The sequence below is a fragment of the Pseudarthrobacter sp. W1I19 genome (assembly GCF_030817835.1).
In the GTDB taxonomy this organism is placed as follows: domain Bacteria; phylum Actinomycetota; class Actinomycetes; order Actinomycetales; family Micrococcaceae; genus Arthrobacter.
The window spans coordinates 192,833-213,220 of sequence record NZ_JAUSZR010000001.1 but is presented as its reverse complement, the minus strand read 5'-3'; the positions used below and the strand labels follow the sequence as shown (position 1 = coordinate 213,220).

At 66.4% G+C, this 20,388-nt stretch carries 16 protein-coding genes; 9 read left to right on the top strand and 7 right to left on the bottom strand.

All coding sequences use genetic code 11. The annotated features are described in order from the left end of the window. The first annotated feature begins 535 nt into the window (after positions 1 to 535). The 3 genes from trmB (at position 536) to QF038_RS00920 (ending at position 3,033) form a co-directional block, all read left to right on the top strand. On the top strand, positions 536 to 1,459 hold the full coding sequence (trmB, locus tag QF038_RS00930) for a tRNA (guanosine(46)-N7)-methyltransferase TrmB (RefSeq protein ID WP_307607843.1): 924 nt from the start codon (positions 536 to 538) through the stop codon (positions 1,457 to 1,459). A 183-nt stretch (positions 1,460 to 1,642) separates the two neighbouring features. Next, positions 1,643 to 2,461 carry a DUF1206 domain-containing protein gene (locus tag QF038_RS00925; RefSeq protein ID WP_307613371.1) on the top strand — a complete coding sequence of 273 codons (819 nt, stop codon included), beginning with the start codon at positions 1,643 to 1,645 and terminating at the stop codon, positions 2,459 to 2,461. A 68-nt stretch (positions 2,462 to 2,529) separates the two neighbouring features. After that, positions 2,530 to 3,033, top strand: a complete 504-nt coding sequence (locus QF038_RS00920) for an SRPBCC family protein (RefSeq protein WP_307607841.1) — start codon at positions 2,530 to 2,532, stop codon at positions 3,031 to 3,033. 69 nt (positions 3,034 to 3,102) lie between these two features. Here the strand turns inward: QF038_RS00920 and QF038_RS00915 are convergent, their stop codons facing one another. Further along, complete coding sequence (locus QF038_RS00915; RefSeq protein WP_307613370.1) at positions 3,103 to 3,765, bottom strand: zf-HC2 domain-containing protein; 663 nt, start codon at positions 3,763 to 3,765, stop codon at positions 3,103 to 3,105. Further along, positions 3,762 to 4,262 carry a sigma-70 family RNA polymerase sigma factor gene (locus tag QF038_RS00910; protein WP_307607839.1) on the bottom strand — a complete coding sequence of 167 codons (501 nt, stop codon included), beginning with the start codon at positions 4,260 to 4,262 and terminating at the stop codon, positions 3,762 to 3,764. Before QF038_RS00910 ends, QF038_RS00915 begins: the two co-directional genes overlap by 4 nt. A gap of 164 nt (positions 4,263 to 4,426) precedes the next feature. Between QF038_RS00910 and QF038_RS00905 the strand changes: the two genes are divergently transcribed. Next, positions 4,427 to 4,987, top strand: a complete 561-nt coding sequence (locus tag QF038_RS00905) for a hypothetical protein (RefSeq protein WP_307607837.1) — start codon at positions 4,427 to 4,429, stop codon at positions 4,985 to 4,987. 43 nt (positions 4,988 to 5,030) lie between these two features. Here the strand turns inward: QF038_RS00905 and QF038_RS00900 are convergent, their stop codons facing one another. The 3 genes from QF038_RS00900 to QF038_RS00890 all read right to left on the bottom strand — a co-directional run bounded on the left by QF038_RS00900 (position 5,031) and on the right by QF038_RS00890 (position 7,219). Beyond that, entirely contained in the window at positions 5,031 to 5,768 is a 738-nt protein-coding gene (locus QF038_RS00900; RefSeq protein WP_307607835.1) for a hypothetical protein, read from the bottom strand. Beyond that, positions 5,761 to 6,336, bottom strand: coding sequence for an RNA polymerase sigma factor (locus tag QF038_RS00895; protein WP_307607833.1), 576 nt, complete (start codon positions 6,334 to 6,336; stop codon positions 5,761 to 5,763). Before QF038_RS00895 ends, QF038_RS00900 begins: the two co-directional genes overlap by 8 nt. 202 nt (positions 6,337 to 6,538) lie before the next feature. Then, positions 6,539 to 7,219, bottom strand: coding sequence for a protein tyrosine phosphatase (locus QF038_RS00890; protein ID WP_307607831.1), 681 nt, complete (start codon positions 7,217 to 7,219; stop codon positions 6,539 to 6,541). A 24-nt stretch (positions 7,220 to 7,243) separates the two neighbouring features. On the opposite strand from QF038_RS00890, the gene QF038_RS00885 reads away from it, so the two are divergent. Further along, the gene (locus tag QF038_RS00885) at positions 7,244 to 8,032 is read left to right on the top strand and encodes a DUF5655 domain-containing protein (RefSeq protein ID WP_307607829.1); all 789 of its coding nucleotides are present in this window, start codon (positions 7,244 to 7,246) and stop codon (positions 8,030 to 8,032) included. A gap of 58 nt (positions 8,033 to 8,090) precedes the next feature. Here QF038_RS00885 and QF038_RS00880 read toward each other — a convergent pair whose 3' ends face one another. Further along, positions 8,091 to 8,942: a hypothetical protein gene (locus tag QF038_RS00880; protein WP_307607827.1), complete on the bottom strand. Its 852-nt coding sequence runs from the start codon at positions 8,940 to 8,942 to the stop codon at positions 8,091 to 8,093. Positions 8,943 to 9,138: 196 nt separating this feature from the next. On the opposite strand from QF038_RS00880, the gene QF038_RS00875 reads away from it, so the two are divergent. Continuing rightward, positions 9,139 to 12,639 (top strand): DEAD/DEAH box helicase, encoded by a 3,501-nt coding sequence (locus QF038_RS00875; RefSeq protein WP_307613369.1) that lies wholly within the window; start codon positions 9,139 to 9,141, stop codon positions 12,637 to 12,639. A 70-nt stretch (positions 12,640 to 12,709) separates the two neighbouring features. Continuing rightward, positions 12,710 to 13,723 carry a glycoside hydrolase gene (locus QF038_RS00870; protein ID WP_307607825.1) on the top strand — a complete coding sequence of 338 codons (1,014 nt, stop codon included), beginning with the start codon at positions 12,710 to 12,712 and terminating at the stop codon, positions 13,721 to 13,723. Between the two features lie 126 nt (positions 13,724 to 13,849). Here QF038_RS00870 and QF038_RS00865 read toward each other — a convergent pair whose 3' ends face one another. Continuing rightward, positions 13,850 to 15,139 (bottom strand): ammonium transporter, encoded by a 1,290-nt coding sequence (locus QF038_RS00865; protein WP_307607823.1) that lies wholly within the window; start codon positions 15,137 to 15,139, stop codon positions 13,850 to 13,852. A gap of 411 nt (positions 15,140 to 15,550) precedes the next feature. Between QF038_RS00865 and QF038_RS00860 the strand changes: the two genes are divergently transcribed. Together QF038_RS00860 and QF038_RS00855 are read left to right on the top strand one after the other, a co-directional pair. Further along, on the top strand, positions 15,551 to 19,099 hold the full coding sequence (locus tag QF038_RS00860) for a discoidin domain-containing protein (protein ID WP_307607821.1): 3,549 nt from the start codon (positions 15,551 to 15,553) through the stop codon (positions 19,097 to 19,099). A 181-nt stretch (positions 19,100 to 19,280) separates the two neighbouring features. Then, positions 19,281 to 20,279, top strand: a complete 999-nt coding sequence (locus tag QF038_RS00855; RefSeq protein ID WP_307607819.1) for a LacI family DNA-binding transcriptional regulator — start codon at positions 19,281 to 19,283, stop codon at positions 20,277 to 20,279. The last annotated feature ends 109 nt before the right edge of the window (positions 20,280 to 20,388 follow it).

Here is a 20,388-nt window from a genome sequence, read left to right as displayed (position 1 = left end):
CGCCTACTGCGCAGCTCACCCCCTCCATAGGTTGGACAACACAGCCGCCGAGTGCAGCAGCGTCGCTCGGCCCTATCAGAGGAGAACCATGGGCACTCCGTCAGCAGATGCGAACCGGCCAGTAGATGAGACAAAACCGCCCGAAGCTCCCCCCGGACCGGGAGCCCGGGAAGGGGGAGCCGAGCGCAAAGCAACGCACAGCCTGACGATGGCGGTCCTTGCCATAATCAGCATGATCATCACTGCTCCACTTGCGATGTTTGCCATGCTCGGCACTTATCCATCCGACGGCCCGTCCCCCACGCCTTGGGTGGCGCCTATGGTGTTCTTCAGCCTGCCCCTCCTGTTTGCTTTGCCGTCCCTGGCGCTGGCAATTTCGGTCATTAGGAACTCCCCCGACACATCGCCCGCCCGGTCATCGGCAGCATTTGCCTTATGCATCTCGGGCCTGGTCTTTGCGCTGGCTTTGGGGCCTGCACTGGACCAACTCAGGAACATATGATGCCGCCCTCTGGCCGCCGGTATTCTGGAAGGGATGAGCGAATCCCCAGAAACCCCCCAGCCGCAGCATGTCCCGAGGCCGGTGACCCCCGGCACGCAGGCTTCCTACGGCACGTACGGCGGCCGGCCAGTCAGCTTCGTCCGCCGCGGAACCCGTCTTCAGGGACGCCGGCAGGCGGCCTGGGAACTGCATGCCGAGCGCTGGGCCGTGAACGTCCCCCGCCATGTAGCCAACACCTCCGTCCACCCGGACTACACGTTCGATGCCGAGTCGGAATTCGGCCGCAAAGCACCCCTCGTCGTCGAAATCGGTTCCGGCCTTGGCGATGCCATTTGCCACGCCGCCGAGCAGAACCCTGATACAGACTTCCTCGCCGTGGAGGTATACACCCCGGGACTCGCAAACACCCTCATCAAAATCAACAGCCGCGGTTTGAGCAACGTGCGGGTTGTTGAGGCCAATGCTCCGGAAGTGTTGGCCACCATGCTTCCGGAAGGTTCAGTCAGCGAATTGTGGGTCTTTTTCCCGGACCCCTGGCACAAGTCACGGCACCACAAACGGCGCCTCATCCAGCCGGAGTTCGCGGACCTCGCCGCGCGCGCGCTGAAAAAGGGCGGGCTTTGGCGGATTGCCACTGACTGGTCCAACTACGCCGTCCACGTCCGCGACGTCCTGGCGGAATCGAAGGACTTCGAGAACCTGCACACCGGCGAGCGGCGCGGACCCGAAAGCCCACTGACCCAGGTGTGGCAATCAGGCGTGGAATCAGTGGTGGGCGGAGCGCCGGTCCGGGAAGGCCGCGCACCGGTCAGTACCGAACACACCGGGCCCAACGAGGGCGTCGATGAGACGGGCGGCTGGGCGCCGCGCTTCGAGGGCCGGATCCGGACCAGCTTCGAGGCCAAGGCCCATGAAGCCGGGCGGCTGATTTTCGACCTCTGCTACCGCCGCCGGTAACCCAACAGCGGAAACTTTGCCGGGCTGGTGCAGACCCCAAACCACATGTTTTGACACGCTATTCCACATAGTTCTCCCGCTGGCTGGGCCTGAACGGCCTGCGCATGGCACGATGACGGTGTGCGGGGCACGCACCGTTCGCGCCTGGGGCGCCGGTACAAAGGAACAGTCATCAAAAGAGAACTGAAGCAGGCCGCGGACGCGGCGGAGAATGTCACCAACTCCCGCACCTTGGAGCTGTTGGCCAGGGCGGGCTTTGCTGCCAGCGGCATCCTGCATCTGCTGGTGGGGGCCATCGCCATCCGGCTGGCCATGGGCGGCACAGGAAATGCCGATTTCAGCGGCGCCGTGGCCGAACTGGCCACCCAGCCCGCCGGGCCCTTCCTCTTATGGGCCAGCTTCGCCGCCTGCGCCGCCCTCGCACTGTGGCAGGCCAGCGATGCCATTTTCGACTACAACCACCTGCAAACCAAGGAAAAGGTGGGGAAAAAGGCCAAGGCGGCGGCGCAGGCCCTCGTGTACGCGGGTCTCGCCCTGACACTGATGTCCTTCGCCCGCGGCACGGGCTCCAGCGGGGACAACCAGCAGACGGCAAGCGACTTCACCGCCGCGCTGATGAAGGCTCCGGGCGGCGTGGCGCTGCTGGTCCTGCTCGGCGCCGGCATTGCCGTGACCGGGGTGGCCTACGGCGTCCGCGGAATCAGGAGATCGTTCGAGAAGCAGTTGGCGATGCCCCCGTCCCCCGCGGCCAGGAAGGCCGTCACCGGACTGGGCGTGACCGGGTACGTTGCCAAGGGCACCGTGCTGCTGCTGACCGGCCTGCTCATTGCCATCGCCGCCATCGAGGCACACCCCGAGGAGTCCACGGGCTTGGACGGCGCCCTGCGCGCACTGCGTGACCAGCCGTTAGGGCTCTATATCCTGGCTGCCGTCGGCGCGGGACTGATCTGCTACGGGGCGTATTCCATAGTCCGGGCGCGCCTGGCGAAGATGGTCCACTAGCGCCGGCCACGGTGTGGACTGCGGGTCCGGTACCGGCGGCCCACGGTGTGAACACATAGGGTTGGACCATGCCCCAGGTACGCGCCGAACGCTTCATCCGCATCGACCCGGACACCGCTTTCGCCTTCTCCCAGACCACCGGCAGCTTCCGGCTTGGCTGGGATCCCTTCATCTCCGAACAACATTTCCTGGACGGTGCTGCCAGCGCGGCCAAGGGCGTACAGACCCGCACCCGCTCGCGCCTTGGCCTCACCATGGTCAGCGAGTACGTCTCCTACGCCCCGCCCCGGAACGTTGGCATGACCATGGTGTCCGGCCCCTGGTTCTTTGAAAACTTCGGCGGCGGCTGGAGGTTCACAGCGGACGACGGCGGCACGCATGCCGTCTGGAAGTACACCTTTTCCTGCCGCCCGGCACTGCTGCGGCCCGGCATGGAACGGATCGGCGCCTGGCTGCTGGGGCGGGAAATCGAGAAACGGATTGAAGCATTCGCCCGCGCCTGCGAAAATCCCGCCCTGGTGGCCGAGTTCCGGAAGCTGCAAGCAGGCGACGCGCCCGGAAAGCAGGAGTAGCCCCCGGCACTATTGGTTCACAGCAGGCATAGCCGCACACGGATCAGGCCACAGCGATCACAACAGCGATCAGGGCACGGTGATCACGGCAACCGCCTGCTGGGTTCCGTCCCGCAATTCCACGCTGGAGATGCTGCCCAGCTGGATGGGTGTTGCCCCCGTGACCTTCACACGGCCGCTGGGGGTGGCGGTCCAGGCGCACGCGCGGTCCTCCCCGCCGGCCCGGTCCCTGACCCAGAGCGACAATGTGCCGTCGGAGGGAAGGCTGCTGCCGTTCACCGCCAACTCTGTCCCCCAGGTTTTGCGGGCGAGGTCGATGCTGAACTGCAGTCCGCCGCCCGACTGGACCGAGTAGCTGGCGTCCGGCTGCGGTGCCCGGCCCAGGAGCGGACCCACGGCCAGTCCTACGGCGAGGCAGGCAGCGGCGACGGCACCTGCCAGCGCCGCCCACCGCCGTCGTCCGTTACGACGACGGCGCGCCAGTTCGGAGAGGAGGGCCACCGGGGCCGTGGCCGACGGCTCGGCAACCGCCGCGGAAGGACCCCCGGTGAGCGCCACGGCGTCCGGCACCGGAACGGCGTCCAGCAGCATGGGCACCGTCTCCAGCCGGGCCAGTTCCTCCCGGCACTGCGGGCACTCCTGAAGGTGGCCTTCGAAACTCTTATGGTCAACGGCATCCAACCCGCCCAGCAGGTAGGCGCCCAGCAGTTGGTGCAGCCCGGAAGCGTTCACCATTCCACCCCCATTTCATCCAGGATGGTCCGCAGGGCCCGCACCGCGTAATAGGCGCGGGATTTCACCGTTCCGCTCGGGATGTTCAGCTGCAGGGCCGCCTCGTTCACGGTGAAGCGGCGGTAGTGCAGGGCCACCAGGACGTCCCGGTGCTCGGTGCTGAGGCGGAGCAGCGCCTCCTCTATCAGTACCCGGTTCAACAGTTCGTCCACTCGCTCCACGGCTTCGGCATGACCGCTGAGCCCGTCGTCCAGCGCCTCCGCGGGGCGGCGTTGGGCACGGCGGTAATTGTCGATCATGATATTCCTCGCGGTACGGAACAGATAGCTGCGAAGGCTGCCGGTCAGCTCGGGTGCGTGCTGCCATACCCGGAGCACGGTTTCCTGGACCACGTCTTCGGCAAGCTGTGGATCACGGGAGGCGCTGAGCACAAAGCGGCGGAGGGCCGGGCCGTGTTCGCGGTAGATGGACTCCACCACGTCATCATCAAGCGGCATTCGGTGGACCTCCCGTCCCAGCCTCCGGCACGGCTATTCCGCGCTTCCCGGCTGATACGACGCCGGCAGCCGGGATTTGGTTCATCCTGAACCATTCTTCACCCTGCGGCGTCGTACTGGTTAGCGTCCGGCGATCGGCGCCGGGCACCACCAAAGGAGCGACCATGAAACAGCGTGTGTTGGGGGCAGGCCTTGCAATCCTGGCCCTGTCGGCGGCCCTTACCGGGTGCGCGGGCGGCAGCGGAACCACTCCTGCGGCCAGCAGTCCGGCTGTCACGGGAGGTGCACCTGCGGCTTCGGCAACCGCCCCCGCCGGCTCGGTATCGCCGCCCGCAACATCAACGGCGAGTGCAGGCGTTGACCTCAAGACAGCGTCCTCCAGCGCGGGCACGATCGTGGTGGACTCCAAAGGCATGAGCCTCTATTTCTTCACCAAGGACGTGAAGGACTCGGGCACCAGCGCCTGCACGGGCGGATGCCTGACTGCCTGGCCGCCGCTCACCACCACCTCTGATAAGCCGAAGGTCGAAGGGGTCACCGGGACCGTCGGCACCATCCCCACGCCGGAAGGCGCCAAGCAGGTAACCCTGAACGGCCTGCCGCTGTACTACTTCGCGAAAGACACCAAACCGGGCGACGTGCTGGGCCAAGGCGTCAACGATGTCTGGTACCTTGCGGATCCGTCCGGCGAAATGATCAAGAAGATGGCCGCCTCAGGCTACTGACCGGAATCACCTGGCCCAGTGGCCCGCGGCGGGCGCCCGGACGTCAGGGAAGCGGGACGGCCGGCAGCGTCCCCGGCAGGGGAACCTGCGAGGGGAGCGGCACCTCCGGTTGCTTGCCCAGGCCATCGGCGATCTGCCCAGGGACTGCCCCGGGCAGGGTTTCTGAAGCGGGAACTTCCCCGGGCTGTCCCGGGGAAGTTCGCTGGCCGCTGGGGGCGGTCGCAGCAGGACTGTCCGACGGCGGCTCAACCGCAGGGTGCGCTGCGGCTGGGTCGGCAGGGATAGACGCCGGGTCTGCTGAGGGGGTGGCGGCCGGGGCTGTGCCTGCGGGGGCTGCGGGCACGGGTGCCGCGGGCTGCCCCGCCTGGTCGTCGGCAGGAACTCCGGCTGAACCGGTGATGAAGGACGTAACCGCCTGGTTGAGCTGGGTGAACGACTCCCGGATGCCCTGGTCTGATGCAGCGGCAACCGCACCACCTGCACCGAGTGATACCGCGACGGACAAAGTGGTGAGGACTGTGCGGCGCCTTGCCCTGCGGCGGGCTGCGAGTTCGTCAACAGGAGCGCCCGGTGCTGCCGCCACGGCGGGGGCCGATGGTGTTTCAGCAACAGGGGCGCCGGCCATGAGTGCCAGCAGCCCGGCAGAAGGTTCCGGCGCGGCCGTGCCCAGGGCCTGGAGCTCCAGGAGGACGGGACGGAGCTGGCTGTCGCCGCCCAGGTCTGCTTCCAGCAGCAGCTGGTCCACTGCCGCGCCGGCGCGGGATCTTGCGGTGTCACTCATGGTTTGCCTGGTTTCTTGAGAGCGTCTGTGCCTTGAGATTGTGAAGGGCCCTGCGTTGAAGCTGCTTAATGGCTCCCTCGCTTTTGCCCATAATTGCGGCCACCTGTTCGATGGACAGGTCGGCCACGACACGCAGGGCCAGTACTTCCTGGTGTTCGTCACTGAGCCCCGCCAGCAGTGCTTCGGCCCCGCCGTTGAATTCCACGGCGTGATCTTCCGCGCTGGGTGTGCTGCGGCTGTCCTCCTGCGGGTCGTAAGGAGTCAGCTGGGGCCTGCGTTCGAGCCGCCGGTAGTGGTCCACCATCCGGGCATGGGCGATGGAGAAGAGCAATGACTTTGCGCCCTGAAGACCCCCGCTGAGGCCGTTGATCCTGGGAAAGAAAGCCAGGAACACGTCCTGGGTGACCGCTTCGGGATCGTCCACGCCACGTGCTTTGAGATAGCCCAGTACCGGTCCGGCGAAGGTCCTGTAAGCAACGCCGAAGAGCGCTGCCGGGTCGGTGCCGGCGGCGTCGAATATGTCGATATCTTCTTGGGCCAAAGTGTCAAGCACCAGCGGCTCCTCCATCCCGGGACAGGCAATGCCCGTCCCGGTTTACGCTGCGGTTCACGGGTCCGGCCCGCACTGCCCCGACGGCCCCTGGCTGCTTCTCCGGACGGTATTCCGGTCTGTTCCAGTGGTGCGGGCGGTGATCGTAAAGATCGGCACTGCCGTACTGCGGGAAAGGGAATCTGGCCCGTTTCCCGCAGTACACACTAGCTAAGCGTGCCTAGCGGACCGAAACGGAGGCTGCGTCTGCGACGTTGCCGGCGCCGGCGGGGACAGCGGGAACTGCAGGTACGGCGGGAACTTCAGGCTCGCCGTCGACAGCGGGGACAGCGGGGACTGCCGGAACAGCAGGCAGCTCAGGACGCTCCACGTCTACAGCGGCGGAGCCGGCTGCCTCAGCGCCGACCGTAGCGGCGGCATCGGCCTGGGCCACGACGTCGGTGCAGAAGCTGTCGATGTTTGCTTCGCCCTGGGCGGCAATGGCGAGTGAGGAGAAGCCTTCGGAGGAGGCGGTCAGGCCGCCGTTGGCGAAGGCGGTGCACAGGCCGAGCGATGCTGCCCCGGCTGCATCAACGGCGGTGCCTGCCGCAGCGGACCCCGAGGCCTGGGCAGCGACGTTTTCGTCAGAAACGGTGGCGTCTGCGGAGGCTTCTGCGTCTGCATCGGTGGCGGCGTTGGCTGCTGCGTCTGCGGCCGAATCCGCGGTGCCCTGGCCTTCACCGGCAGCTTCTGCTGCGAGGTTCGGTGCCGGTGCGCCGAAGACATCATGCGCGGTCTGCTGAGCTTCGGCGGGGAGGACGCCGGTAACGGCAGCTGCCCCGGTTCCGCCGACGGCTATGGTGCCGGCTGCCAGTACTCCGGCGGCGACTTTGCTGGTGGCGAGAACGGTGAACAACGACATAAAACTCTCCAAAACCTAGGCAACATGTTCAGTTCGGGCCTGGGGGACGGGCCCATCACCTCCTACATCGCCGGGGACGGCGGAAAGGTTACGGGCGCGAAGAATCTTTTTTTCGAGGCGATCTGCGGCAGGGACGGCGGCGCCATCGGGAGGCCCGTCCGGCATTACGATCGAGGCATGCCTACAAACCCCGAGCCGGCACTGGCGCCGCAGAAGAAAGCCGGCACCTGGCAGCTGATGGTGGACAACAATAAGGCCCTCCTGGTGCGGAAGACCGGGCAGGACACCGCGTATTGGGCTGAGAAGGCCCGGGCCGCCGGCATCCAAAACGACGGCGGGCTGCGCCGCTGGATGCGCGACGAATTCGGAGTGACCGGGTACGCCCAGTATGCGGTGTCCTGGGAAATGTTCGGTTACCCGGACTTTATGCTTCGTGATGCCGACGAACTGATCGACGGCCAGTACGCGAACCATCCGCATCTGAGGCCCATCGCTGATGCGCTCCTGGCGTGGGCTTCCGCCACCGAAGGCGTGGGAATCCAGATGCGGAAAGGCTACGTGTCCCTGCACAGCCGGCGGCGGAAGTTCGCCCAGGTCACCAGGACCACCAACAACGCCGTGGACGTGACACTCCGGCTTGGGACCGGTGAGCCCGGTGGTTCTACGCCCGACGCCCCCGCGGCACCCAGGATAGAGGCGGTCAAGACCCGGCCGGGTGATCCGTTCACCCGCCGGGTGCGCCTCACCTCCGAGGACCAGGTGGACGACGAACTGCTGGAAATCCTGGCGGCTGCCCTGGACCAGAACAGCTGACAGCCCTCAATGAGAAAAAGGCCAGCGGGCCACCCTGCATGACGCCCCGCCTGCCCGCCTAGGCTTCGACCATCTCCGCGTCGGCCTCCTCGAACTCCACCGCCGCCACGATCTCCTGCGTTTCGGGGTTGATCATAAAGGCCTCGTCGTCCTCCTCCACCATAAGGAAGTCGCCATGGTCCGTGGAGAAGTGCCAGGCGAGGATCTTTTCGCCGTCGTGCAGGTAATTGGGATCGCCCATGGTGATTTTGATGAGTTCATACCCGGCGATGCTGCAGAGTTCACGGATGATGATCTCGAAGTCCGGGGCATCCTCCAGCGCTTCAGCCTCGGCCTGCGCCAGGCGCTCCGGCAGGTCCGGGATCTGGGCAACGAGGCGCTCGATGTGCGCGCCGATCTCCTCGTCGTCCAGCACCAGCAGTTCGGCCTGGCCGCGCAGCCACGCCGCGTTGAGGGCCGTGATGTTTTCACTCTCCAGCAGCTCCTCGAACTCGCCGTCAAGCTCCTCCATCCGGAGGACGCCGTCGGGTGTTTCCGCGGTGTCGTCCAGGCCGCCGTCGAGGTAGTGCTCCTCGTCTTCCTCAGACAGGTCATCGAACGCCTCCACGGCGCGGTTGAAGAGGTCCAGGTGCGCAGTGGCGCCCATTCCCGCCATGCCTTCACGGATCAGCGTGTCCGTTTCGGAGCGGTCGACGGCGGTGAACACGTACTGCGCGAACCCACCCTCAAGTGCCTGCGTGAGGTAGAAGTCCACGTAGTAGCTGCGGACTGCAACGGGCGACATCTCCTCGGTGCGAAGCAGGGCGGTGTGCATGGCATCGACAACGCTGACATTGGCTTCGACGACGTCCTCGTCGTTTGATGCGATGCTGCTGCTGGTCAGGACGACGGGCTGCTGGCTGGTGGTCATGGCAATCCTCACTGCTCTTGCGGGTGCTGCTCGAACGCTTTTCACGCTACGTGCGCCGGGTACCCGCAGCGTTGAGGAGGAAATGAACGTCCGGCGAAGTTTCCGGGGCTTTTGAATCCCGCCGGCGAACTAAGATGGATCAGATAACCAACCACCGGCCCGGCCCCGCCGCGGCCTGTTGAAAGTAGCGCGCGCCATTCCATCCCACCCGGACGAAAGCTCGGCACTGGCAATACAGACCCCCGCCATCAACGACCGTTCCCTGGCGGCCGGGCTGGCCTACGCCATGGGCAGCCGTGTTTCGGGCATCTCCTTCGATCCCGCCACCGGGCTCATGCTGGGCAAGGTCCGCGGCGGCGCTGACATGCCCTACTCCACCACCGCCAAACTGGTCCGCAGGGGTGGCGGCTGGAGCTGCACGGTGGGGGTGTGCAGCTGCCCGGTCCGGAAGGACTGCAAGCACGTGGCGGCACTGCTCTTCGCAGCGGAGGACAACCCGGCCACCCGCGTCCAGCTGCTGTCCCCGGGCGGCGCACCCGCCACCCAACTCTCGCGTGAGCCCTCCGCGGCCGTTTCCGATTGGGAAAGGGCCCTCAGCCCCCTGATCTCCCAGCCCGGCACCGCACCCTCCACCGGCGGGGTCCCGCTGGCCCTCCAGTTCGAGATTGAGGAGCCGGCGCCGCACTTCTCCTACACAGGCCGGCGGGACCCCCTCCGCAGCGTCCGCCAGCTCAAGGCCCGCCCGGTAATCATGGGAGCCAAGGGCAAGTGGATCCGCGGCGACGTCTCCTGGAACACCCTGAGCTACCTGAACTTCCGCCGCGAATGCAACGTTTCGCATGTGGAGTGGATGCAGGAGTTCCTGGCCGCCCACTCCGCCTCGGCCAGCCGGATGCAGAACTCCTCCGGCCTGTGGCTGGGCCTGAACACCTATTCCGGAAAGAACCTGTGGACCCTGCTGGCAGACGCCGGGAAGATCGGCCTGGCCCTTGTTCACTCCAAGGGCGGCGAACCGGTGCGGCTCGCGGAGTCCCCCGCCGCCGTCGGCCTTAATCTGGGCCGGTACGGCACTCCGGTTAATGAAAGCCCGCTGGATGAAAACCCCGGGGCCGAACGCGCCGCGGGCCAGAGTGTCCCGCCCAGGGAGCAGGCGCCCGACGGCGGCCTCGAGCTTGCGCCCACCATCACCGTGGAGGGGGAGGACGTTGATCCGGCCGCCGTGGGAACCATCGGCCGGCCGGCGCATGGCATCTTCTTCACCTCCGGCGAAGCCGCCCTGCCGGGAGTCCCCGACCCCGACGGCATCATCACGCTGGCACCGCTTGAGGGTGGCCTGAGTGAGGAACTACTGGCGTTTGTCACCGCCGGAAGCACCCTTCACATCCCCGCCAAAGACGAGACACGCTTCCTCACCGGTTTCTATCCCAAGCTCAAGCAAACCGCCCGGGTCACGGCCCGCGACGAGTCCGTGTCACTGCCCGCACTGGCCGTCCCCACACTCTCGCTGCTCGCCAACTACGGTGCCGACCACCGGCTCCGGCTGCACTGGGAGTGGCACTACAAAACCGGAAAGCTCGTCACCGCCCAGCCGCTGTGGCGGCACCCCGGCGACCATGGCTACCGCGACGACACCACCGAGGCCCGCATCCTGGAAGGCGTCGGCCGGCCGTGGGAAGTGGTTCCGGCCCTGGGTGAATCCGCCACCGGCGGCTGGGGAACCCCCCGGCTCGCTGCGTCCGTGGAGCTGAAGGGACTGGACACGCTGGCCTTCACCGAGGAGGTGCTCCCCCGGCTGCGCGAGGCTCCCAATGTGGACGTGGACACGGTGGGCGACATCGCCGACTACCGCGAGGCCGAAGAAGCGCCGGTGGTTTCCATTTCCACCAAGGCCACCGAGCAGCGCGACTGGTTCGACCTCGGCATCCAGATTTCCCTGGAGGGCCAGCCGGTCTCCTTCGCCGCCGTGTTCTCGGCGCTCGCCGCGGGCCAGACCAAAATGCTGCTGCCCAGCGGCGCCTACTTCTCCCTGGACCTGCCCGAGCTGCACCAGCTGCGCGCCCTGATCGAGGAGGCGCGCTCGCTGCAGGACAACAAGGATGCGCCGCTGCAGATCAGCCGCTTCCAGGCCGGCCTGTGGGACGAGCTTGCCCAGCTGGGGATCGTGGACGAGCAGGCTGCGGCCTGGCGCTCGGCGGTGGGCGGTTTGCTGGAAGGCGGCGTGGACGGCCTGCCACTGCCGGCCACCTTGAACGCGGAGCTGCGGCCCTACCAGCTGGAGGGCTTCAACTGGCTCAGCTTCCTGTACAAGCACAGCCTGGGCGGGATCCTCGCCGACGATATGGGCCTGGGCAAGACCGTACAGGCGCTCGCGCTGATGTGCGCGGCGAAGGAACTGGCCCTGCCCGCCGTTGCGGAGAGTTCCGGGCCCGGCACCTCAGGTTCAGCGCCCGACGCCGGCGCTCCCTTCTTGGTGGTGGCCCCCACCAGCGTGGTGGGCAACTGGGCCCTGGAAGCCGCGCGCTTCGCGCCCGGCCTGAAGGTCCACGCCATCAGCGAGACCTTCGCAAAGAGCAGCCAGGTCCCGGCCGAGGCGCTCGCCGGCGCGGACATCGTGATCACGTCCTACGCGCTCTTCCGGATTGATTACGAGGCTTACGCGTCCACAAAGTGGGCGGGCCTGGTGCTGGACGAGGCCCAGTTCGTGAAGAACCACCAATCCAAGGCCTATCAGTGTGCCCGGAAACTGCCGGCGGCCTTCAAGCTGGCCATCACGGGTACGCCGCTGGAGAACAACCTGATGGAGTTCTGGGCCCTCACCTCGATCGTGGCCCCCGGCCTGTTTTCCAGTCCCAAGCGCTTCGCCGAGTACTACCAGAAGCCGGTGGAGAAAAACGGCGACAAGGGGCAGCTGGACAAGCTCCGCCGTCGGGTCCGTCCGCTGATGATGCGCCGCACCAAGGACCAGGTCATCAAGGACCTGCCGCCCAAGCAGGAGCAGATTCTCGAAGTGGTGCTGAACCCGCGCCACCAGAAGGTGTACCAGACCCACCTGCAGCGGGAACGGCAAAAGATCCTGGGGCTGATTGAGGACGTCAACAAGAACCGGTTCACCATCTTCCAGTCGCTGACCCTGCTGCGGCAGCTCAGCCTGGACGCCTCGCTCGTGGATCCGGCACTGACGTCGGTCCGGTCCAGCAAGCTGGACGTGTTGTTCGAGCAGCTGGAGGACCTGGTGGCGGAGGGGCACCGGGCCCTGATCTTCAGCCAGTTCACCGGGTTCCTGGGAAAGGTCCGCGAGCGGCTGGACGAGGAGAAGATCGAGTACTGCTACCTCGACGGCGGTACCCGCAACCGCGCCGACGTGGTCAGCGAGTTCAAGAACGGCAGCGCGCCGGTGTTCCTGATCTCGCTGAAGGCCGGTGGTTTTGGCCTCAACCTCACGGAAGCCGATTACGTGTTCCTGCTGGACCCATGGTGGAACCCGGCCTCCGAGGCCCAGGCCGTGGACCGGACGCACCGGATCGGGCAGGCACGGAACGTGATGGTCTACCGGCTCGTGGCCAAGGACACCATCGAGGAAAAGGTGATGGCGCTGAAGGCCCGCAAGTCGCAGCTGTTCGCCGATGTGATGGAGGGCGACGCCCTGGCCGGCGGTGCCATCACGGCCGAGGATCTGGCAGGCCTGTTCCAGGAGTAGAAGGGGAACCCTTCGCAGCTGCAGCGATCGCGTAAGCTGGACGCACCAAAACTACAACGTTGGAGAAACTGTGCCCCAGCAGCAGGCCGCCCAGCAGACCTTCGCACCGCCGGCCCCTCCCCTCCTGCGCCCGGATGCCTTCCGCATTCCGTACCGCGACCCCGTCTGGGACGGCCCCACCGATCCCATCCTGGTCCCGGACCACCACACCGGCGAGTGGGTGCTGTTCTACACCCAGCGCCGGGCCACCGCACCAGGGTTGACCGGCGTCGAATGGGTGCACGGCACCGCGATCGGGGTTGCGAGGTCCTCCGACGCCGGACTCAACTGGACCTACCACGGAACAGTGGACGGACTCCTCCCGCCCGAAACTGAACTGCCCGCCACCCTCTGGGCCCCCGACGTCGTACGCATCGGCGACCAGTGGATCATGTACCTGACCGTGCTCGGCGGGGTGCGGACCGACTGGACCGGGACCGCATCCATCGTCCAGTTCGCCAGCGGCGACCTGGCCACGTGGGAGTACTTGGGCGCCATCGACCTGGACTCGCCACGCGTTATCGACGCCGCAGTCGCCCTCTGCGGGGACGGCAGGTACCGGCTTTGGTACAAGGACGAAGCCCGCGGATCAAATACGTACAGCGCGGTGAGCGACACACCCGGGGACCCGTCGTCGTGGATGCTTGAAGGACTCACTATCCCGGGCCGCCCGCATGAAGGGCCCAAGGTCTTCCGGCTCGGGGGAACGTTCTGGATGATCGTGGACGAATGGCGCGGCCAGGGCATCTACCGCTCGGAAGACGGCGCGGGCGGCTGGGTCCGGCAGGACCACCTGGGCGGGCTCATCCTCACGGCGCCGGAATCCGTGAACGGGAGGCCCGTCGTCGGCCGACACGCGGACGTGGTCCCGCTCCCGCCGAGGGCGGAGGGCAGGGAACGCGCCTTGCTGGTCTACTTCACGCATCCGCACTGGAACGGCGAGGACGTCGGCACCATGACGCCGGACCATCGAACCCGCTTAAGCCACGTCCGGGCGGCGGTACTGGAGGTCCGCGACGGCAACCTGGTCTGCAGCGAGGGATAAACAGCGGGCACAGCAAAGGGCCAAACCTTGGAACTATAAGCCAGCTGCTGCTGGCACCGGTCCAAGGCCTGGCCCTCTGCCTGACTAGTATTCCGGGCGCCCCCACCCGGAATTCTTTACTGCACGCTAGGCCCGCTGGGGCGAACCAAGCTCCACCGGATCTTCATCCGTCAGGTACGCCAGCTCCGAGTGGGCAGCCAGGTCGATGCCGCGCATTTCGTCTTCGGGCTTGATGCGCAGGCCGATCGTCTTATCCAGGATCTTCGCCAGGACCCACGTGATGCCAAACGAGTAAACCAGGACGGAGACGGTGGCCAGCGCCTGGACTCCCAGCAGTTCGACGCCTCCGCCGTAGAACAGGCCGCTGACACCGTTGGGTGCGGCATCGGTGGCAAACAGGCCGATCAGCAGGGTTCCGAGGATGCCGCCCACGAGGTGGACACCCACCACGTCAAGTGAATCGTCGAAACCGAGGCGGAACTTCAGCTCAATGGCGAGCGAGCACACGGCCCCGGCGATCGCGCCGATGGCCACAGCGCCGAGCGGGCTGACGGCACCACAGGCGGGGGTGATCGCAACGAGCGCCGAGATCAGACCGGAAGCGGCGCCCATGCTGGTGGCCGCTCCGTGGCGGATCCGCTCAACCAGGGCCCAAGCCAGGAGGCCGGCGGAAGCAGCAACAGCGGTGTTCAGGAAAACCACCGACGCCGACTGGCCGGCGGAAAGCGCGGAGCCGGCGTTGAAGCCAAACCAGCCCACCCACAGCAGGCCTGCGCCCACCAGCACCAGCGGGCGGCTGTGCGGTTTGGCGTGTTCCACCTTGGGCCAGCCGGAGCTCTTGCCCAGGACCAGCGCCAGGGCCAGGGCGGCAGCGCCGGCGTTCATGTGCACCGCCGTGCCGCCGGCGAAGTCGATGGCCTTAATGCCGCTGGCGATCCAGCCGCCCACGGTGCTGCCGTCAGCCGAAGAGAAGGCGAACACCCAGTGCGCGATGGGGAAGTAGACGATCGTGGCCCAGATGCCCGCGAACAGCATCCAGGCGCCGAACTTCATGCGGCCGGCCGCGGCTCCGGCAACCAGTGCCGTGGTGACGCACGCGAAGAACAACTGGAAGGCGGCGAAGAGGATCACCGGGATGGACGCCCCGTCATCCGCCGGGAGCAGCTGCGCCATGCCGGGGAACTCGGTGACGTCCCCGATGAGACCCATGCCGCCCACGGAGTTTCCAAAAGCCATGGAGTAGCCGAACAGCGCCCAGAGGACGGCCACCAGGCTGGCGCCGCCAAAGCACATCATCATCATGTTGAGGATGCGGCGTGAGCCCACCATGCCCCCGTAAAACAGGGCCAGGGCGGGGATCATCATGCAGACCAGCGCGGAGCTGGCCAAAATCCAAGCGACATTTCCCGAATCCATGGGAAACCCCTTTCGTGATGCGAAGAAGAGAACGGTAAGTTGCCGTCAGAGCCGATCCGTCAGGAGGGACGCGGGATGAATTCCACGTTCAGCGGAGGGCGGCCATTGCCGTCTGGTTCCAACTGTATGACTGGCATTTTTGGCTGGGTTTCCGATGTGTAAAATGATCGTTTCAGTCATCCGCCTGCGAGTTTCAGCTGTCCCTCCAAGCGCACTGGAGGGACGCCGGGACAGGTTCCAAACTGCATCATCCACGAGCAGCTTTGTTCGAACGCGACCGAGCCTGTTCGAGTGCCTTGTTGTGGCCGCCTCCCGCCCATAGTCTCGCTGTGCCGCATCTTTCCCGCTCCCCTGGATCTCCGTAGCGGGCGCGGGCACCAGCAACGCTTCCTGAGACAGTGAGGTACAACAATGACGTTCTCCGTCCGACCACCACGAAGGCTGCGAAGGCCAGTGGCCGCCGTGGCAGCCGCGGTCACGGCTGCAGCAGGTTTGGTGCTGTTACCGGCCGGCCCGGTAACAGCGGCCGACTCCACCCCGGTGACCATCACCCCCAACCCGGCGAGCCGCGGCGAGGCCTTCGAAGGCTGGGGCACCAGCCTGGTCTGGTTTGCGAACGCGACGGCGGGCTACTCGCCGGAACTGCGGGAGGAGCTCTACCAGAAGGTGTTCGGCGAGGACGGGCTTAACCTCAACATCGCCCGCTACAACGTGGGCGGCGGCAACGCCTCCGACGTCGCCAACTACCTGAACGACGGCAGTGCCGTGGAGGGCTGGTGGAATCCGGTCACTGAACCCGGCGCCGGCGAAGTCCCATCCAACCTGTACAACCCGGACGGCTCGGTAGACCCAACGCAGGCCAACAAGCTCGCGTTCCTCAACCAGTGGAACCCGGATGACCCGGCGTCCTACAACCCGGACGCGGACCGGAACCAACGCTGGTGGGTGGAACGATTGGCCGCCGACCAGCAGATCACGCACTGGGAAGCCTTCAGCAACTCCCCGCCGTGGTTCATGACCAAGAGCGGTTACGTATCCGGCCAGGTCAACACCAACAAGGGCGAGAATCTGCTGCCCCAGGCGGAAGCCAAGTTCGCCGCCTACATGAAGCACGCCGTCGAACTTCTCGAAAAGGGAAGCGGCATCACAGTGGACACCATCGATCCGTTCAACGAGCCCAACTCCGGCTACTGGGGCACGGACATCAACGCCGCCACCGGCAAGCCGCCCACCACCTACACACAAAAGCAGGAAGGCGCGCTGATCTACCCGGCGGCGCAGGACCGCGTCACCAAACTGCTCGCTGCCGAACTGGCCAAGGACGGCACCAGCACGGACGCCGTCATTTCGGCCATGGACGAGACCGACCCCAGCAAGTTCATGACCAACTGGAACGGCTACAGCCAGCAGGCCAAGGACGCCGTCTCCCAACTCAACGTCCACACCTACGGCACCAACGACCGCCGCCGCGTCCGCGACTTGGCCAACTCCACGGACAAGCCCCTCTGGATGAGCGAAGTTGGCGGCTTCTGGACCGGCAATCCGGCGCTCGGCGACTCCACCAGCGGCTGGGACCGCTCCAACATCACCAACGGCCTGGGCATCGCCGGCCGCATGGTCAACGACCTGCGCGAACTCGAACCGGACGCCTGGGTGTTCTGGCAGCCGGTGGAGGACACCTACAAGCAGGAAAAGGCCGACAAAGGCTGGGGCTCCATCTACGTTGATTTCGACTGCAACTACGAGGGCCGCGAAGGCTTCTCCAACCGCCGGCTCAACGACGGCGCCAGCGCCGAGGACGCCAAGTGCAAGGTCCTGACCAACCAGAAATACAACACCACCCGGAACTTCACGCACTACATCCGGCCCGGCGACTTCCTCATCCAGAATGACAACGCCAAGACCGCCAGCGCACTGGACGCGGACGGCAACGGTGCCACCCTTGTGCACTTCAATGACACCCCGACGGCGGAAAAGGTCACCATCGACCTCAGCCGGTTCGGCAGCATCGCTCCCGGCGCCACCATCACACCGGTGGTCACCACCAAGTCCCCGCTGGACGACATCGAGCGGAACGCCCTCGTCAAAGGTGCGCCGGTCGCCGTCGATAGCGCGGCAAAGTCAGCGACGCTGGAGGTTCCTGCCGCGTCCGTGGTGACGTTCGTCGTCGACGGCGTTGGTGGAGTGGCGGGCGACGCCGCCCCGGTGCAGGACGGCCACACCTACCATCTGACCGGCGAAGCCAGCGGAAAGTACCTGACCGGCAAAGCCGACGGGTCCGCTGCCATCCAGGATCAGGGCAGCACGACGGCGGCGGTCACCCCGCAGCTGTGGACGTTCACCGCTGCGGGCGGCAAGGAGTTCGCGAACGACCGCCGCTGGGTGGTCACCAACAAGGACGGCCGCGTGCTGACCGGCAACGGTGGCGTGCTCAATGCCAGCCAAACGGGCAGCGCGTCCCTGGCCACCATGTCCCTGGAACAGGCCAAAGCTGATCCGGCGGCGCAGTGGATCGTCACCACGGAGAACGGCAGGCAGTGGTCGCTGGTCAACGCCGGAGCCGCCATTGCCCTGCAGGTCTCCGGAAACCAGGCTGCGGCGGGAACGGGAGTATCCCTCGGATCCTCCACCGGAACCACGGCAACAGCAACCGGCAACGCACACCAGGCCTGGGGTTTCACGGACCTCGCAGACCTCAAGCTGCTCGGCACCAAGCCCGTGGAACTAAGCACTCCCGTTGGCACAGCACCATCCTTGCCAGCCACCGTCACCCCGCTGTACGCCAAAGGTGAAGGGCGTCCGGTAGCGGTGCAGTGGGAGGCCGTGGATCCTGCCGTCTGGAAGAAACGCGGCACGGTGACCATCACCGGGTCAGGCGCAGATGTCTACGGCCAGGCCTTTACCGACGCCAAGGCAACCGTAACAGTGGGCAAGTACACGGCCACGGACCCCGTCTCGGTAACGGTCGGAGCGGGTGCAACGCTGGACGGTGTAAAGGCAGCCGCGCCCGCGACTGTTCCCGGCCAGGTGGGAGCGGGAACAGCCCGGAACGATCTCGCTGTCACCTGGGACTGGAGCACCCTGGACCCGGCGTCGCTGCAAACGCCGGGGACCGCCACCGTCCACGGCAAGGCCGGCACCGGCGCGGACGGCGACAAGCCGCTCGATGCCCTGCTGACGGTACTGGTGGTGGACCGCGTCCCGAGCGGCAACATCTGCAAGGACGATCCCGCCACCACGGTCACCGCCAGCTACACCGAGGGCTCGTATACCGCCCGGAACACTTGCGACGGCAACGCGTCCACCCGGTGGTCCAACTGGGTGAGCGGCGGCCGCACCGGCGACAGCCTGAGCTACGCCTTCAGCCGCGACTACACGGTGGACTCAGTGACGGTGACCTCCGCCGAGAAGGCAGCCCAGAGCCTGAAAGTCCAGTACCAGGATGCTGCAGGGGCCTGGCAGGACACCTCGGCCGGAACCCTCACGGGGCTGAGCACCACCGTTCCGACCAAGGTGGCGTTCAATGCTGTCACCACCCGCGGCATCAGGGTAGTGCTGGCCACCCCTGGTTCATATACCAAGGTGGCTGAGGTGGCCATTGCCGGCACACGGCTGGGCGAAGCAGGCCTTGCTGACCTCGGCCGGTTGCTGGTGGACCAGAAGTCCGTGGTGGGCTTCGCGTCCGGAACGGGCAGCTACACAGTTCTCACGACGTCGGCCGCGGTACCGACCGTGGCTGGCTACCCTCTGGACACCAACGCGAAAGTAGCGGTTTCCCAGGCCACGGCTGAGCAGCCGACGGCGACGGTCACCGTGACTGCCCCGAACGGCACCACCCGCGACTACACAGTGGCTTTTGTCAGGGGCAAGGCAGCGTGTGCCGGCGGAGGCTGGGCCACCAACGTGGAGCCGGGCTTCGCCAATGAAGGGGAGTGCGTGAGCTACTTCGCCTCGAAGTAGCCCGGACCGCATCCTTCCCCCGAACCACGGGAACGGCCGTTGGAGCCGCCAGGCAACTGGCGCTGCAACGGCCGTTTTTCGTTGTTTCGCCGGACTATGCTGGGGAAAACCTGCCGCAGCACCGGACGGCACGGGCAATGGCAGCGGGGACCTACGTCACTGGCCGCGGAAGGATGAGGGAATGGCGCGAGCGACAGTCCAGGACGTCGCCAGAACGGCAGGCGTGTCTGTCGGCACGGTTTCCCGCGTCCTGAACGGCAGCCCGGCCGTCAGCGCAGCGAGCAAGGAAAAGGTCACCGGCGCCATCCGGGAGCTCAACTACCGCCCCCTCGCCTCCGCCCGCGACCTGCGCCGCGACCGGACCATGCGCATTCTGGCCCTCGCCAGGAACCTCAACTCCCCCGTGATCAGCGAGGCTTTCCGGGGCTTCGGTGACGCCGCGGCCCAAGCCGGTTATGTCAGCCTCATTGCCCCGACATCCGGGGACCTTGAACGGGAACAGCAGTTGGTGGATATGCTCCGCAACGGCTCTGTAGATGGCGCCATCCTGTTTTCGCCAGCCATGCCGGATGCCGAGGTTGAGGCCTTGGCGCAGCAGCTGAGCGTGGTGCAGGTCTGCGAAATCGTTGATTCCGAGGCGGCCTTTGGTGTTTCCATCGACGACCGACAGGCAGCCTTCGACATCACGCGGCACCTCATCGAAACCGGCGGCCGCCGCCTGGCGATGATCGGCAACAGGCTGGCCCGTTCCGGCCGGCTGCGGGAGGAAGGTTTCCGTGCCGCGGCCGCCCAGGCAGGCGCGTCACCAGGGCATCTGCTGTTTGCTGAAGGCGAATTCGACTTCCACGCCGGGCGCCGCCTCGCCAAGGAGCTCCTGCAGCTGGACCCGCTGCCCGATGCCGTGTTCTGCGGCAGCGACACGGTGGCCGCCGGCTGCGTCCGGGAGATTGTCGACGCCGGATTCCGGGTCCCCGAAGACGTCGCGGTGGCCGGTTTTGACGACTCCATCCAGGCGGAAATGTGCGTCCCGGAACTGACCACCATCCGGCAGCCAGCCTATGAGATGGGCAAGGTGGCGTTTGAGGCGCTCTACACGCGGATGACGGAACCGGGCGGACACCGGCGCGGCCGCACCTTCCTGCCGCACCAGCTCGTGGTCCGCGACTCGACGAACGGCTAGCGCAGGGGTTGACAGTGTGCGAGGGCGGCTGACAGACTTTTTGGAATCGATTCCACGACTGCTGGTCAAGCCTGGAAAACCATGGACCGGGCCCGCCGGCAACTATTTA

What these genes read in the sequence shown, in the direction of transcription:
- QF038_RS00905 (WP_307607837.1), top strand. Translation starts at nt 4,427, where the DNA reads ATGAAACAGCGTGTGTTGGGGGCAGGCCTTGCAATCCTGGCCCTGTCG.
- QF038_RS00865 (WP_307607823.1), bottom strand. Translation starts at nt 15,139, where the DNA reads ATGGATTCGGGAAATGTCGCTTGGATTTTGGCCAGCTCCGCGCTGGTC.
- QF038_RS00920 (WP_307607841.1), top strand. Translation starts at nt 2,530, where the DNA reads ATGCCCCAGGTACGCGCCGAACGCTTCATCCGCATCGACCCGGACACC.
- QF038_RS00890 (WP_307607831.1), bottom strand. Translation starts at nt 7,219, where the DNA reads ATGTCGTTGTTCACCGTTCTCGCCACCAGCAAAGTCGCCGCCGGAGTA.
- QF038_RS00860 (WP_307607821.1), top strand. Translation starts at nt 15,551, where the DNA reads ATGACGTTCTCCGTCCGACCACCACGAAGGCTGCGAAGGCCAGTGGCC.
- trmB (WP_307607843.1), top strand. Translation starts at nt 536, where the DNA reads ATGAGCGAATCCCCAGAAACCCCCCAGCCGCAGCATGTCCCGAGGCCG.
- QF038_RS00885 (WP_307607829.1), top strand. Translation starts at nt 7,244, where the DNA reads ATGTTCAGTTCGGGCCTGGGGGACGGGCCCATCACCTCCTACATCGCC.
- QF038_RS00910 (WP_307607839.1), bottom strand. Translation starts at nt 4,262, where the DNA reads ATGCCGCTTGATGATGACGTGGTGGAGTCCATCTACCGCGAACACGGC.
- QF038_RS00900 (WP_307607835.1), bottom strand. Translation starts at nt 5,768, where the DNA reads ATGAGTGACACCGCAAGATCCCGCGCCGGCGCGGCAGTGGACCAGCTG.
- QF038_RS00855 (WP_307607819.1), top strand. Translation starts at nt 19,281, where the DNA reads ATGGCGCGAGCGACAGTCCAGGACGTCGCCAGAACGGCAGGCGTGTCT.
- QF038_RS00880 (WP_307607827.1), bottom strand. Translation starts at nt 8,942, where the DNA reads ATGACCACCAGCCAGCAGCCCGTCGTCCTGACCAGCAGCAGCATCGCA.
- QF038_RS00895 (WP_307607833.1), bottom strand. Translation starts at nt 6,336, where the DNA reads ATGGAGGAGCCGCTGGTGCTTGACACTTTGGCCCAAGAAGATATCGAC.